Genomic DNA, 14,972 nt, shown 5'->3' on the forward strand with positions numbered 1-14,972 from the left:
ATGCCTGATTGTACAATAGGCACTCATCTGCTTCCTTGCAATTATTTGTATCGTCTAGTAATACCAATATGGACGCGGGCAGTATATAGTCGCAGTTCCTGCTTTTCTCATGCATAATCGAAACAAATCTTTATGGAGCAAGCATGAGCATCACGATGATCATTTTTTTCAAGGCCCTGATCGTAGTACCGATCACCTTGTTACCTATCCTGAACCCTATCGCCATTGCGCCGATATTTCTATCCATGACCGGGCCCATAGAACCACCATTGGCTAACCGGCTGGCAAAGCGCATCGCCCTGAATTGCTTTTTTTTGCTCATGGGCGCCATCTTTGTAGGTTCTTATGTGCTGGATTTTTTCGGTATTTCCTTACCCATCGTCAGAGTAGCGGGTGGTATCGTGGTTGCCATGGCAGGCTGGAAATTGCTGAACGACCAGGGACAGGATAATTTGCGCACTTCGGTGGCGGCATCCCATGGTGGCAGCTGGTCACGCGAGGAATTGCGTCGCCGCAGTTTTTACCCCTTCAGCTTTCCGCTGACCGTGGGGCCAGGCACGATTGCAGCATCAATCACCCTGGGTACACAGATGCCACATAAACCTGTGGACTGGATCATTACCGGCATCGCCTCTCTGCTGGGTGTCTTGCTGACCAGTCTGGTGATTTATCTATGTTATCGCTTCGCCCGTAATATGGAAAGAGTGCTGGGTGATGTCGGTGCCATCGTCCTGTTGCGCTTGTCTGCCTTTATCTTGTTATGCATAGGCATAGAAATTGGCTGGGCTGGCGTTTCCGATTTGCTGGGCGATTTAAAACTCCATTAAACAATTTTGTGTCATTTACCCGGCGCATGGCAGGCACAAGCCTCGCCATGCGCTGCGGCCACCAGTTCATGCAAGATCCCACATTCCTGCCCCTGATGGGTTTCATCACAGCGAGCGCGTAGCTGCGTGAGTTGCTTCTCCAGCGCGCGCATGCTTTTCAACCTGGCTTTGACACGGCTGATTTGCTGGTCAATAAGCTGGTTTATATCCCCACAATCTTCCAGCGGACTGCTGATAAAGGCGACCAGACGCCTGACATCAGCCAAGGGAATATCCAGCGCACGGCAATGGCGTATAAAAGACAGGCGCTCCAGATGGGCCGGGGTATAGCTGCGATAGCCATTCTCTTCTCGTGCTGGTTCTGGCAGCAGACCCTGTTTTTCATAATAGCGTATGGTTTCTATATCAACACCGGTAGCGTTCGCCAGTTCACTGATGCGCATGGGGACTCCCTGTAAGATGTGGGTATGATCGTTTTTCAGGCAGAATCAAAGCTGCAAAGTTTTGCTTGACCCTGTAGCGACTCCACAGTTTACACTCATTGTAAACTATCGTTGAGAGATGCAAGAAAAATGCAAATGCCTGAAAAAACCACCTGCTGCGGCCATCACCATCATCATGAGACATCTGCTCATGAGGCAACTGCCAAAGACAATAAGTCAGATACTGCCTTGCCAGCACATGCCAGCAAGCTCAGGCTGAAAATCGAGCAAATGGATTGCCCCACGGAAGAAGCCCTGATACGCAAGGCCCTGTCTTCACTGCCTGGCGTCCTGGCGCTGGAATTTGACTTGCTCAACAGGATATTGACCGTACACCATGAAGCAGCCGATCTTGCTATGCTGCAGCAACGCCTGGCTGGCACAGGTATGCAGGGCATCATTATCCAGGATGGGCAAGCGGCAATAGCTCAGGAATTGCCTCAGCGCTCCTGGCTGGATTACTGGCCTGTGGCCCTGGGTGGCCTGGCAGCCATCGCGGCAGAATTGCTGGGTTGGTATAGCGGTACTGAAAACTCTCTCATCATTGCCCTGCTGGCGCTGTGCACCATCATCAGTTGCGGCATTCCCACCTTGAAAAAAGGCTGGATAGCCTTGCGCCACTTTACGCTGAACATACATTTATTGATGACGGCAGCAGTCCTGGGGGCAACGGCCCTGGGCCAATGGCCAGAAGCGGCCATGGTGATCTGGCTGTTTGCGATTGCCGAGCTGATAGAAGCGGCCAGCCTGAGCCGGGCACGCGACATTATCCAGGGCCTGCGCTCGCAAGCGCCAGAAACTACCCTGTTGCAACAAGCAGATGGCAGTTGGCTCAGCGTGGGAACTGACACAGTCGCGCTGGGGCAAGTCATACAAATACGCCATGGCGACAGAGTTGCTCTGGACGGCATCATAGAAACTGGCCTATCCAGTATCAATGAGGCGGCTATCACGGGCGAGAGCATGCCGGTAGAAAAGACCTTGGGAGATCCAGTATATGCAGGCAGCCTGAACCAGAGCGGCTTGCTGCAAGTCAGGGTCACTGCAGTACAGGCATCCACCATGCTGGCCAGGATTGCCCAGTCGGTGCAAGAGGCACAGGGCCAGCGTGCGCCCACCCAGCGCTTTGTTGATCGCTTTGCAGCCATTTATACACCTGTGGTCTTTGTCGTCGCTATCCTGGTAGCGGTGTTGCCACCACTATTGTTGCAGCATGGCTGGCATGACAGCCTGTATCGTGCCCTGGTCTTGCTGGTGATTGCCTGCCCCTGTGCCCTGGTCATCTCCACCCCGGTCACCGTGGTCAGTGGTCTGGCACTGGCGGCCCGCCGCGGCATTGTCATCAAGGGTGGCGTCTATCTGGAACAGGCCAGGCATTTAAAAACCATCGCTTTTGATAAAACTGGCACCCTCACAGCCGGTAAGCCCCTATTGATAGAAACCGTCAGCCTGGGCGAGCAAACTGCCGAAGAATTGCTGACCCTGGCTGCCAGCCTGGATGCTCATTCCAGCCACCCATTGGCCATCGCACTGCTGAATGCCTGTCAGAGACCACTATTGCCAGCCTCGGACATCAAGCTATTTGAAGAAGGCCGGGGGCGTGGCGTCAGCGGATTCATCAATGGCGCAGAATATCACCTGGGCAACCAGGCCATGTGGCAAGCCCTGCAAGCAGGTAAAAACGAAACCCTGACACCGACAGCACAACTGGATAAGCTGGAAGCGGCTGCTTACACCATCCTGTTCCTGTGCCAGGGTAACAAGCTACTGGGTTTGCTGGCGCTGGCCGATCAAATACGCGAGCATAGCCGCGCTGCCGTGGAGGAATTGCAGGCCATGGGCATCAAGACTGTGATGTTGACTGGTGACAATGCAAAAACGGCAGCAGCCATCGCCGCGCAAGCGGGCATCAGCGAATTCCAAAGTCAGATGCTGCCCGGAGAAAAATTGTTGGCCATACAAAAATACAGTGAAAGCGGCTTGATAGCCATGTGTGGTGATGGCATCAATGATGCCCCTGCCCTGGCCAGGGCCGATATAGGCTTTGCCATGGCAGCAGGCAGCGATACTGCACTGGAAACTGCCGATGTCGCCTTTATGCAGGATGATTTGCGCAAGCTGCCAGAAATGATCAACATCTCGCAGCGTACGGCCAGTATCTTGCAGCAAAACATCAGCTTTGCCTTGCTCGTCAAATTTGTGTTTTTTGGATTGGCTTTGACCAATCATGCCAGCCTGTGGATGGCCGTCTTTGCCGATGCTGGCACCAGTGTGCTGGTGGTATTGAATGGCTTGCGCCTGTTGGCGCATAAAAATCAGAGCTAAAATCCAGGCAAAAACCAGCCTGAAAAAACACCAAAGCGGCTAGGGGAATGAGTCGGGCTCATCCCCATATCCTTAGGTCTCATTTATTCAGCATGAGAAATCGCTTCATTGAGCATGAGTGCATGCTCGACGATTTCTGTTTCATCACCGATGCGACTATTCCAGGCACGTGCGAAATAGCTTTTCTCTTTCTGGGTCGGTGCTTCATACCAGATCACCATCAGTGTCCCCTTATGGTCATGGATCTTGGCCAGTTTGGTGATGCATTCTGTATTGCCATCAATATCTGCCAAGCCCATTGCATAACCATATACACGACTCAGACGTTCTATGCGGTCTGGTTCGGTTTCGCTATTGGTGGCAGAAATTTTTGGGTGGTCCAGATACATGGTACGTCTCCGTCTTCTGATGAGTGTTTTTCATTCTAACTGATAGACTGCGCCGTCGCTATCGGGATTTAGGGGCTTTGCCCCGGCAGCTATAAAAACTCAGGGTCTGTTGCGTTTTTCCCATTTGCATTCCTGTCTGGCCAGGATCTTGGACTCAGGGTCCACAGTTTCCAGATAAACATCAAAACCCCATAACCTGGCCACATGCTTGAGCATTTCACCGGTTTGCGGATTCAAAGGACGCCGCAAATACTGGGTATGACGCAAGGTCAATGCCCGGTCGCCCTGCATGTCTACTGCCCATACCTGGATATTCGGCTCACGGTTACCAAGATTATATTGCCCTGCCAATTGCTCGCGTAGATAGCGATAGCCATGTTCATCATGGATGGCTGAGATCAATAACTTATCCTTGCTATCATCATCCAAAATGGAAAAGAAGTGAAAATCGCGCATCAGTTTCGGTGACAGATACTGGGCGATAAAGCTTTCATCCTTGAAATTGCGCATGGCAAACTGCAAGGTTTTTTGCCAGTCCGCCCCGGCAAAATCAGGGAACCATTCGCGATCTTCTGGCGTCGGGTCTTCACAAATGCGACGGATATCGCGCATCATGGCAAAACCCAGTGCATACGGGTTAATGCCATTAAAGTAACGGCTACCTACCGGCGGCTGATAGACCACATTGGTATGACTTTGCAAAAACTCCATCATGAAACCATCACCGACCACACCTTCTTCATACAGCTGTTGCAGTATGGTGTAATGCCAAAAGGTGGCCCAGCCTTCATTCATGACCTGGGTCTGGCGTTGCGGGTAAAAATACTGTGATACCTTGCGTATGATGCGCACGACCTCGCGCTGCCAGGGTTCCAGCAAGGGAGAATATTTCTCTATGAAGTACAAGAGGTTTTCTTGCGGCTCTGGTGGAAAGCGTTGTTTGACCAGGTTCTCTGGCGCTTCATTGCGTCGCGGTATGGTACGCCACAAGTCATTGACTTGTGATTGCATATATTTTTCCCTGTCCTCCTGCCGCTCTCTTTCTTCGGCCAGGGAAATCCGCGCAGGACGTTTATAGCGGTCTACACCATAATTTTGCAAGGCGTGGCAGGAATCAATGATCAATTCCACCGCCTCCATGCCATAACGCTGTTCGCAATCAGCAATATAATTTTTGGCAAACAACATGTAATCGATGATGGCATCTGCATCGGTCCAGGTACGGAACAGGTAATTCCCCTTAAAAAAGGAATTATGTCCATAGGCCGCATGCGCGATGACCAGAGCCTGCATGGTCAGGCTGTTTTCTTCCATGAGGTAAGAAATGCAGGGATTGGAATTGATGACGATTTCATAGGCCAGGCCCATCTGCCCACGTTTGTAACTCTTTTCGGTGGACAGAAAGTGCTTGCCAAAAGACCAGTGGTTATACGACACCGGCATGCCCACCGAGGCATAGGCATCCATCATCTGTTCAGCAGTAATGATTTCCAGCTGATTTGGATAAGTATCGAGGCCAAATTGCTGGGCGACCCGACGTATTTCTTCATGGGCTTGTTCTATGAGCTCGAACGTCCATTCTGATTGTTCGGGCAAAGCGCGCAAGTGTTTTTTCCTGGGGCTGACATGGCCGTTTTCCATGGATTACCTCATTTCGGCTGCTTCTTGAACAGTTCCCGAAAGACCGGATAAATATCCGCCGGTGTTTCTATTTTTTGCATCGCAAAGTGGGCTTGGAGCTCGGCGACTTTTTCATATTCCAGCCATAGATTTTGCGGCTGGCCATCGGTAATTTCTACATAGGCATAATACTGCACCAGCGGCATGATGCTGTTCATGAGTAACTGCTTGCAAGTGGTAGAATCATTATCCCAGTTATCACCATCCGATGCCTGCGCCACATACACATTCCAGTCCGATGCGGCATAGCGTTCCTTGACGATTTGTGCCAGCAGGTTCAGGGCAGAAGAAACGATCGTGCCACCTGATTCACGCGAATGGAAAAATGCTTCTTCATCGACTTCCAGTGCCGTCGTATGATGGCGTATGAAGACGACTTCTATTTTTTCATAAGCGCGTGTCAGGAACAGATACAGCAAGATAAAAAAGCGCTTTGCAGTGTCTTTCTTTTGTTCATCCATGGAACCGGATACATCAAGCAGGCAAAACATGACGCATTGACTGGCAGGCTTGGGTATTTTGACGCGATTGCTATAACGCAGGTCAAAAGGATCAAGAAAGGGTATCGCCAGCAAGCGTGTGCGCAAATGATGTATCTCTTGCTTCAGGGCGATGAAATGCGGCTCTTTCGGGTCCACACCCAATTCCAGCATGACGGTCATTTCAGACTCGGCAACTTTGAGCCTGCGGGCAGATTTACCACCGACAGCAATACGCCTGCCCATGGCTCCGCGCAAAGACCGCAATACATGCAGGCTTGATGCCGTGCCCGAGGTTTTATAACCGGCACGTTGGCTCTTGAAATCCGTGGTCGAAGTCAGCTGGGTCTTGACCATATTGGGTAATTCCAGGTCTTCGAAGAAATAATTCATGAATTCTTCGCGCGACAGCTGGAAGACGAAATCGTCTTCACTTGGGTCTTCGCTATTGCCACCCTGCCCCTTGCCCGAACCACCACCGCCCCCTTTGGGCCGGGCAACCTGATCACCGCGCTGATATTGCTCATTACCAGGCTGCACACCCTCCCATACCCCGCCATGGGCATGGCCAAAAGTGGGTTCATTGACATCCTTGACCGGGATGGAAATACGCTCGCCACTTTCTATATCGGTAATGGAGCGGCCCTTGACTGCTCTTGCAACAGCATCTTTGATCTGCCCCTTGTAGCGACGTAAAAAACGTTCGCGATTAGGGGCAGATTTATTTTTACCCTGGACACGCCGGTCAATCAAATGAACCAAAATGCTCTCCCGTTTGCCCCGAAATTTCCTGCACTGCCTGGCTATTCAGTCTTCAATTATGAAGATTTCCTGACACGCAAATACCATTCACATAGCAGACGCACCTGTTTCGCCGTATAGCCTTTGGCGACCATGCGTTCGACAAATTCCTGATGTTTATTGGAATCATCTGCGCTGGCTTTGGCATTGAAGGAAATGACAGGTAATAATTCTTCCGTATTCGAGAACATTTTTTTCTCGATGACGGTGCGCAGCTTTTCATAACTGGTCCAGGCTGGATTCTTGCCTGCATTCTGCGCCCTGGCCCTCAGCACGAAATTGACAATCTCGTTGCGGAAGTCTTTGGGATTGGAAATGCCCGCCGGTTTTTCTATTTTTTCCAGTTCATTATTGAGCGCATCACGATCGAAACTTTCACCAGTATCTGGATCACGGAACTCCTGGTCCTGTATCCAGAAGTCAGCAAAGGTCACATAGCGATCGAAAATATTCTGGCCATATTCTGAATAACTTTCCAGATAGGCAGTCTGAATTTCCTTGCCTATGAATTCGGCATAGCGTTGCGCCATGTATTCCTTGATGAAGGATACATATTTTTGTTCGACTTCAGGTGCAAACTGTTCACGCTCTATCTGCTGTTCCAGTACATACAGCAAATGCACGGGATTGGCAGCAACTTCAGTATTATCAAAGTTAAATACCTTGGATAAAATCTTGAAGGCGAAGCGAGTCGACAAGCCATTCATGCCTTCATCGACGCCAGCATAGTCTGAATATTCCTGACGCGATTTGGCCTTGGGATCAGTATCCTTGAGGTTTTCCCCGTCATATACCTGCATCTTGCTGAAGATGCTGGAATTTTCAGGTTCTTTCAGGCGTGACAGCACGGCAAATTGCGCCATCATTTTCAAAGTGCCAGGTGCACATGGGGCGGCAGCCAGCGACGACGTGCGCACCAGCTTGTCATAAATCTTGATCTCATCACTGACGCGCAGGCAATAAGGCACTTTGACGATATAAATACGATCGAGAAAGGCTTCATTGTTTTTATTGTTTTTAAAGGCTTTCCATTCCGACTCATTTGAGTGCGCCAGGACTATGCCTTCAAACGGAATGGCGCCAAAACCTTCGGTACCTTTGAAATTGCCTTCCTGGGTTGCCGTCAGCAAAGGGTGTAATACCTTGATTGGCGCCTTGAACATTTCGACGAATTCCATCAAGCCCTGATTGGCCAGGCACAGGCCACCAGAATAGCTGTAGGCATCAGGGTCATCCTGTGCATATTCTTCGAGCTTGCGGATATCTACTTTACCAACCAGGGAAGAAATATCCTGATTGTTTTCGTCACCCGGTTCAGTCTTGGAAACAGCGATTTGTTTCAATACCGAGGGATAACGCCTGACCACACGGAATTGATTGATATCACCATTAAACTCATGCAAGCGCTTGACAGCCCAGGGGCTGGGTATGTTTTTCAGGTAACGGCGTGGTATACCAAAATCTTCTTCCAGCAAGACCCCGTCTTCATCTTCATTGAACAGGCCCAGGGGCGATTCATTGACGGGTGAACCCTTGATGCAATAAAAGGGGATTTTTTCCATCAAGGCTTTCAGCCTTTCTGCGATGGAAGATTTGCCGCCGCCAACTGGTCCCAGCAAATACAGGATTTGCTTGCGCTCTTCCAGACCCTGTGCAGCATGACGGAAATAGGCCACGACTTGCTCTATGACCTCTTCCATGCCATAGAACTCACGGAAGGCAGGATAAATCTTGATGACTTTATTGGAGAAGATGCGTGATAGCCGCGAATCATGTCGGGTATCTACCAGCTCAGGCTCGCCGATGGCAGCCAGCATGCGTTCAGAAGCACTGGCATAAACGAGCCGGTCCTTTTTGCAAAGATCCAGGTATTCCTGCATGGAATACTCTTCTTCACGCGTACGTTCATATCGTGCGGTGTAGTTGTCAAAGATATTCATCCCGACCTCCATGGATAAGCAGTGAACTTGCAAATACCGAACTGGGCTGGCAGCAATTTCAAATCAATCTGAACTCACTCAAATTAAAAATATTAATTGCCCGTCAGCACACTACGACTTTAGTGTAGTTGAAATTATCAAAACGTGCAGGCGAAATTGTTACTCTGTGCAAAATGTTGGTCTTATGCAAAACTTGTTCACAAATAAGTTGCATACGTCTATGCTATCCAACGCGATGCAAGACATGTCGTTGACAGCCTCTGCAAATATGCAGTGAATACGATGATTTAATTCAGGCTATGACGCAGATGCACAAATTTTTGCATATAGCATTTATGCATATGCAAAATTGTGTTGCAGAAGTACCTTCAGGCGAGCTTGAACTGGTAAGCAGCCGGGCTTTCTTTGGCAGGTATTTCAGTCAGCAATAATTCCAGTGCCGAGACTTCCAGCGGCCGGTAATAAAAATATCCCTGAAAATAATCACACCCTATCTCTTTCAGGAAAGTTTCCTGCGCTTCGTTTTCCACACCTTCAGCAACTGTGTGACAAGACAGAATATTAGCCAGTGAGATAATGGCCTTGATGATCATTTCGCTTTTCTTGTTGTAGCCTATCTGCGCCACAAAGGAACGATCGATCTTGACGCTGTGCGCGGGGAAATGACTGAGCTTGGAAAGGGATGAATAACCAGTACCAAAATCGTCAATCGCAATATTGAAACCACGTGCCTTGAGCTCATCGAGATGATGTATGGTCAGGGCTTCGTTGGCGATCAAGCCAGTTTCAGTAATTTCAAATTCTATATACGACGGTGCAATATCATAACGATTGCAGCATCCATCTATCAATTGCAACAAATCATTGCGGGCAATATCGGTAGCCGATAAATTCAGTGCAATGACAGGACAATCGGCGTAACGGTCCAGCCAGTCCCTGACCTGGAAACAAACCTGGTTCATGACATAGTTGCTGATCAGTCGTATCAGGCCAGCACGTTCAGCAATGGGAATAAATTCTGCCGGAGCGACATTGCCAAGGCTCGGTGATTCCCAGCGCAGCAAGGCTTCGAGGCCGGCAATATTACCCTCACGGTCCACCTTCGGCTGATAGACCAGGCGGAATTCATTTTGTTTGAGACCGTTGACGATGCCGACTTCAATTTCTACGCTACGACGTATTTGCAGTGCATCTTCTTCATCGAACAAGGTCACGCTTTGATCACTCGAGCGGCGTGCCGTATCAAGCGCCACTTCGCTGCGGCGTATCAAGTCGTCCGGCTCCTGATCTTCAGGTCTGACCAGGGCGATACCGGCAGAAAATTGTATCAATAGATTTTCGCCATTGATTTCGAGTTCTTTTGGTAAATTATTTCTGACTTTTTCCACCAGCTTGATAATTTCACCTGGGGTACGGGAATTTTCTACAACAAAGGAAAAAACGATGCTGCGCAAGCGAGCGCAGAAACAATTCTTGGGCAAGGCCCGCGACAATTCTTCGGCAAAGCGGCGCAACAAGATATCGCCAGTATGTGCCCCAAACTGTTGATTTGCATGACGTATGCTGTTCAGACGGAAAGACACCAGGGCAGTGACCTTGTTCTCGTCATTTTTTACCAGCACATCTTGCAAGTGGCTGCGTAACATTTCGCGGTTGGGCAAATTGGTCAGGGCATCATGGCGGCTCAGATAATCTTCGCGCTGCAAGCTGAGCTGCAAAGCGTGGTGCATGGAGTGCAGGCCGGACACATCACGCAAGGCGACGATGTAATGGTCGGTGGAAGTCTGAGAAATATTTTCCAATGCAACCAGCTTGCCATCACGCGTGCGATACGCTGACATGCGCATGTTTTCTGATTCATCGCTGTTCGGGCTCTTCAGACGGACGCTATTGTCCAGTGACAACCAGGCAAACAAGGCGGGCTCATCCTTATCGTCAGCCTCGCGTCCCAGCAAATTATTGGCCAGCTGGTTCGCCTGTAAAATTTGTCCACTGGCATCTGTCAGCAATAAGGCAGTTCCGGCATTCTGGAACACTTCTTCATACTGGGCATGGCTGACTGCCAGGGCGGCGCTGGCCTGGCGATAACGCAGCGCCGAGACATCCAGTTCATGCAAGACGCGGAACACTGCCAAAGGCACGCAGGCATTAAAAAACAGGAATAGCAGGGATTGTATATAGGTATTGCTGGAAGGCAGGGTAATGTCGAAACCAGCGATATTCAATAAGGGCCGGTTTAATAACAGCAGCAGGAAGGGCAAAGTATTAAATACCATCAAACCTATTGCCAGCCGGGTGCCAAAGAACAAGCGGGCTATGATGGGCGTTGTATAGATGAAGATATAACCAAACTTGGCAATCTCGTATTGCTGGATCAGGCAAACAATGGCAGCTGCAGATGCATACACCGTACCGATGAGGATGGCGGCACCAGCACGTAAATGACGGGACGAATAATACAAACCCAATGCCAGCACTATATAGAAAAAGCCTACTACCCACAGCACCTGATAAGCACCAACTGCGATTGCGTCCAGAGAACTGTGAATCGCTACTGCCGCCTCCAGCACAAAGCCAGACATCAAAATGATACGTAGTGCACTTAATTTCCATGCAGCGTGCTCGGCAGGCGTTAATGCACTTTCATTTAGAAAAAGCCAGCGAAACATGTCATGTAATCAAAAGAAGAATCCAGAACCTGTTGTGACAAAACGGGTGAATACATGAACAAGGGTGCAACGATATTAATCAGAAGCAACAAAATTACTTTCAGTATCTCCTCCCAATTCCACATCAACAGAGATCTTTGAATCTGTAAAAAAATGTTTCCAAAAGGATTAGGCATTCTCTCATAGATTCCAGCTGTTTCCGCAGATATTGTCACAATTAGGACATTAAAAATGAAAACTAATTTTCACTTGGCAAACTGAATCGATATTTATATTTCATATTGCTAAAATTATCTGAACGACAAACTTTGCTCAAGTTTATCCAAGAAAACATCTTGACGACTTGATATGCTGACGCAAAATCCGCCTTGCATGCTAAAAAAACAAGGCGGCTGCAAAGCTGTCACTCAAGCTGCTTCATGCACCGGGGGTGACTGACGATGATATAAAAATTGCAGCACTTCTGTCCGGTATTGTGCGTACTGCGGATTCTGCGCCAGGGCCACACGATCACGTGGTCTTTCCAGATCCACATGCAAAATGTCGCCTATGGTCGCAGCCGGACCATTGCTTAGCATGACGATACGATCAGACAACAAGACTGCCTCGTCCACATCATGGGTCACCATGACCACGGTAGATTGTGTCTTGGCGACGATCTTCAGTAATTCATCTTGCAGATGTGCACGCGTGAGCGCATCGAGAGCACCGAAAGGTTCATCCATGAGTAAAACTTTTGGTTCTATCGCCAATGCGCGAGCGATGCCTACACGCTGCTTCATGCCACCGGAAATTTCATTCGGACGCTTTTTCTCTGCGTGCGCCAAGCCCACCAGTGACAAGGCTTGCATGGTGCGCTTTTGCAATTTCGTCCCATTCTCGGTCGCACCAAATACACGTTCTACCGCCAGGAAGACATTTTCGTAACAAGTCAGCCAGGGTAATAAAGAATGATTCTGGAACACCACACCGCGCTCTGGTGAAGGACCAGCAATTTCCCTGTGCGCGCACAACAAGGTACCGGAGCTGGCATCAGTCAAACCGGCGATCAGATTCAGGAGTGTCGATTTGCCACAACCAGAGTGACCGATCAGGGTGATGAATTCGCCCTTTTTGACGTTCAGATTGATATTGCGCAGTGCATGAAAACTGCCTTTTTTGGTATTGAAGACCATCTCTACCTGATTGATCTCTATGTACTTGTTGTCGATTTCATTCATGATCATGTCCCCACATCTTCATAAGTAAAGGCGCGTGCTATCGCCACCAGAATTTGTTCCAGTATCAACCCCACCAGGCCGATGACGACGATGGCGATGATGATGTGCGGTACATTCAGATTATTCCATTCATCCCAGACCCAGAAACCTATGCCCACGCCGCCCGTCAGCATTTCTGCCGCGACAATGACCAGCCAGGCCGTACCTATCGCCAGCCTGACGCCGGTCAGCATGTATGGCAGCACTGAAGGCAATAAGATGCGCGTGATGATCTTCCATTCAGATAAATTCAATACGCGAGCGACATTCATATAATCTTGCGGCACGCGCTGCACACCTATCGCAGTATTAATGATCATGGGCCAGATAGAGCAAATAAAGATGGACCAGATTGCTGCCGGATGGGCAGACTTGAATACCAGCAAACCTATAGGCAGCCAGGCCAGTGGCGAAACAGGTTTCAACAGGCTGATGATGGGATTAAACATGCCGGATAAAAATTTGAAACGACCTATCAAAAATCCCAGCGGTATCCCCACGGCCGCAGCCAAACCAAAACCGACTGCCACACGCTTCAGTGACGCATAAATATTCCAGCCTATGCCTTGATCATTGGGGCCTTTTTGATAAAAAGGATCAGAAAACAGCTTGATTGCTTCTTGCAAAGTCACCCAGGGTGAAGGGAAAGTCGTGTTTTTCACCGCAATGATTTCCCATATCAGTATCAGCATGCCTATGCCAAACAAGGGCGGCAACACACTCAGGAAAATGGGCCGCAATGAACCTGGCTTTCTCTCTCTCTTGGGTTTCACCTCCTGTACCACTGTTACTTCCTTCGCTGTATTTGCTGTCGTTGCTGTCGTTGCTATGCTGGCAGTCTCGTCGGCTACGGGTATTGCACCATGCACCAAGGTATTCATAAGGACTCCTCAAGCCTTGATTTTGAAAGCAGCTGCATAGGCAGCAGGATTCTTACCATCCCAGACTGTACCGTCCATGAACTTGCTGCTGCGCATGGGATCTTTTGGTACAGCTACCTTGGCCATGGTCGCTGCCTCCTTGTAGATATCTATGCGGTTAACTGCTTTTGCCACGGCTAAGTAATCAGGATCAGCTTTGAGCAAACCCCAGCGTTTATGCTGCGTCAGGAACCACATGCCATCTGACAGATAAGGGAAATTCACCGCGCCATCATTAAAGAATTTCATGTAATTGGGATCATCCCAGGTCTTGCCCAGACCATTTTGATAACGCCCCAAAATACGCTGATTAATGACATCGACCGAGGTATTGACATAGGATTTATCGGCGATGGTTTCTGCCATCCTGGTCTTGTTGGACAGCGATGCATCTATCCAGCGGCTAGCATCCAAAATCGCAGCGACCAACGCACGCGCGGTGTTTGGATATTTCTGCACGAATTCAGATGTCGTACCCAATACTTTTTCTGGATGATCTTTCCAGATATCCTGTGTCGTTGCTGCCGTGATGCCTATGCCGTCAGCAATCGCCCTGTGGTTCCAGGGCTCACCCACACAATAACCGTCCATATTCCCCACCCGCATATTCGCCACCATTTGTGGTGGTGGCACGGTAATGACCTTGGCATCTTTCATGGGGTTGATACCATGTGCAGCGAGCCAGTAATACAACCACATGGCATGGGTACCGGTAGGGAAAGTCTGGGCGAAAGTATATTCACGCTTGTCGGTTTGCATGAGCCTGGCCAGGCCTGCACCATCTACTGCACCCTTCTCTGCCAGCTTCTTCGACAAGGTAATGGCCTGGCCATTATTGTTCAGCGTCATCAACACAGCCATGTCTTTTTTATTCCCGCCTACACCGAGTTGCACACCATAGATCAAACCATACAAGACATGGGCTGCATCGAGTTCGCCATTGACCAGCTTGTCACGCACACTGGCCCAGGAAGATTCTTTGCTGGGGATAATCTTGATACCGTATTTTTTATCAAAGCCAAGCACCGATGCCATCACTACCGAAGCACAATCAGTCAGGGGAATAAAACCTATATGCACTTCTTCTTTTTCTGGCTTGTCTGATCCCGCTGCCCATACCCCACCGGTACTCAAGCCCATGATGCCTGCCCCACTTGCCAGCGCAGCGGTTTGCAAGAAACTGCGACGTTTGAAATTAGGT

General features: G+C 49.4%; 11 protein-coding genes. 2 read left to right on the plus strand and 9 right to left on the minus strand.

Annotated elements, in window-relative coordinates:
• Nucleotides 1-143 precede the first annotated feature (143 nt).
• Nucleotides 144-827 carry a MarC family protein gene (locus ACO0LF_RS16380; RefSeq protein ID WP_423015796.1) on the plus strand — a complete coding sequence of 228 codons (684 nt, stop codon included), beginning with the start codon at nucleotides 144-146 and terminating at the stop codon, nucleotides 825-827.
• A gap of 11 nt (nucleotides 828-838) precedes the next feature.
• On the opposite strand, the gene cadR is transcribed toward ACO0LF_RS16380, so the two are convergent.
• Entirely contained in the window at nucleotides 839-1,270 is a 432-nt protein-coding gene (gene cadR / locus ACO0LF_RS16385) for a Cd(II)/Pb(II)-responsive transcriptional regulator (RefSeq protein ID WP_423015798.1), read from the minus strand.
• Nucleotides 1,271-1,405: 135 nt separating this feature from the next.
• On the opposite strand from cadR, the gene ACO0LF_RS16390 reads away from it, so the two are divergent.
• Nucleotides 1,406-3,634, plus strand: coding sequence for a heavy metal translocating P-type ATPase (locus tag ACO0LF_RS16390; protein WP_423015800.1), 2,229 nt, complete (start codon nucleotides 1,406-1,408; stop codon nucleotides 3,632-3,634).
• Nucleotides 3,635-3,717: 83 nt separating this feature from the next.
• Here the strand turns inward: ACO0LF_RS16390 and ACO0LF_RS16395 are convergent, their stop codons facing one another.
• The 8 genes from ACO0LF_RS16395 to ACO0LF_RS16430 all read right to left on the minus strand — a co-directional run bounded on the left by ACO0LF_RS16395 (nucleotide 3,718) and on the right by ACO0LF_RS16430 (nucleotide 14,911).
• Entirely contained in the window at nucleotides 3,718-4,023 is a 306-nt protein-coding gene (locus ACO0LF_RS16395) for a hypothetical protein (RefSeq protein ID WP_423015802.1), read from the minus strand.
• Between the two features lie 99 nt (nucleotides 4,024-4,122).
• Nucleotides 4,123-5,664, minus strand: coding sequence for a SpoVR family protein (locus ACO0LF_RS16400; protein ID WP_423015804.1), 1,542 nt, complete (start codon nucleotides 5,662-5,664; stop codon nucleotides 4,123-4,125).
• Nucleotides 5,665-5,672: 8 nt separating this feature from the next.
• On the minus strand, nucleotides 5,673-6,944 hold the full coding sequence (locus ACO0LF_RS16405; RefSeq protein WP_423015806.1) for a YeaH/YhbH family protein: 1,272 nt from the start codon (nucleotides 6,942-6,944) through the stop codon (nucleotides 5,673-5,675).
• A 56-nt stretch (nucleotides 6,945-7,000) separates the two neighbouring features.
• Nucleotides 7,001-8,923 carry a PrkA family serine protein kinase gene (locus tag ACO0LF_RS16410; RefSeq protein WP_423015808.1) on the minus strand — a complete coding sequence of 641 codons (1,923 nt, stop codon included), beginning with the start codon at nucleotides 8,921-8,923 and terminating at the stop codon, nucleotides 7,001-7,003.
• Nucleotides 8,924-9,291: 368 nt separating this feature from the next.
• On the minus strand, nucleotides 9,292-11,592 hold the full coding sequence (locus ACO0LF_RS16415) for a putative bifunctional diguanylate cyclase/phosphodiesterase (protein ID WP_423015810.1): 2,301 nt from the start codon (nucleotides 11,590-11,592) through the stop codon (nucleotides 9,292-9,294).
• A 407-nt stretch (nucleotides 11,593-11,999) separates the two neighbouring features.
• On the minus strand, nucleotides 12,000-12,812 hold the full coding sequence (locus tag ACO0LF_RS16420; RefSeq protein ID WP_423015812.1) for an ABC transporter ATP-binding protein: 813 nt from the start codon (nucleotides 12,810-12,812) through the stop codon (nucleotides 12,000-12,002).
• Between the two features lie 2 nt (nucleotides 12,813-12,814).
• A complete protein-coding gene (gene ntrB, locus ACO0LF_RS16425) occupies nucleotides 12,815-13,732 on the minus strand; it encodes a nitrate ABC transporter permease (RefSeq protein ID WP_423015814.1) in 918 nt (305 codons plus the stop codon).
• Between the two features lie 9 nt (nucleotides 13,733-13,741).
• Nucleotides 13,742-14,911 (minus strand): CmpA/NrtA family ABC transporter substrate-binding protein, encoded by a 1,170-nt coding sequence (locus ACO0LF_RS16430; protein WP_423015864.1) that lies wholly within the window; start codon nucleotides 14,909-14,911, stop codon nucleotides 13,742-13,744.
• Nucleotides 14,912-14,972 lie beyond the last annotated feature (61 nt).

It is taken from the genome of Undibacterium sp. Di27W (assembly GCF_049340345.1).
Classification (GTDB): domain Bacteria; phylum Pseudomonadota; class Gammaproteobacteria; order Burkholderiales; family Burkholderiaceae_D; genus Undibacterium.

Coding starts and splice junctions, on each gene's coding strand:
- ntrB (WP_423015814.1), bottom strand. CDS start 13,732: ATGAATACCTTGGTGCATGGTGCAATACCCGTAGCCGACGAGACTGCC.
- ACO0LF_RS16420 (WP_423015812.1), bottom strand. CDS start 12,812: ATGAATGAAATCGACAACAAGTACATAGAGATCAATCAGGTAGAGATG.
- ACO0LF_RS16380 (WP_423015796.1), top strand. CDS start 144: ATGAGCATCACGATGATCATTTTTTTCAAGGCCCTGATCGTAGTACCG.
- ACO0LF_RS16400 (WP_423015804.1), bottom strand. CDS start 5,664: ATGGAAAACGGCCATGTCAGCCCCAGGAAAAAACACTTGCGCGCTTTG.
- cadR (WP_423015798.1), bottom strand. CDS start 1,270: ATGCGCATCAGTGAACTGGCGAACGCTACCGGTGTTGATATAGAAACC.
- ACO0LF_RS16395 (WP_423015802.1), bottom strand. CDS start 4,023: ATGTATCTGGACCACCCAAAAATTTCTGCCACCAATAGCGAAACCGAA.
- ACO0LF_RS16410 (WP_423015808.1), bottom strand. CDS start 8,923: ATGAATATCTTTGACAACTACACCGCACGATATGAACGTACGCGTGAA.
- ACO0LF_RS16390 (WP_423015800.1), top strand. CDS start 1,406: ATGCCTGAAAAAACCACCTGCTGCGGCCATCACCATCATCATGAGACA.
- ACO0LF_RS16415 (WP_423015810.1), bottom strand. CDS start 11,592: ATGTTTCGCTGGCTTTTTCTAAATGAAAGTGCATTAACGCCTGCCGAG.
- ACO0LF_RS16430 (WP_423015864.1), bottom strand. CDS start 14,911: ATGGGCTTGAGTACCGGTGGGGTATGGGCAGCGGGATCAGACAAGCCA.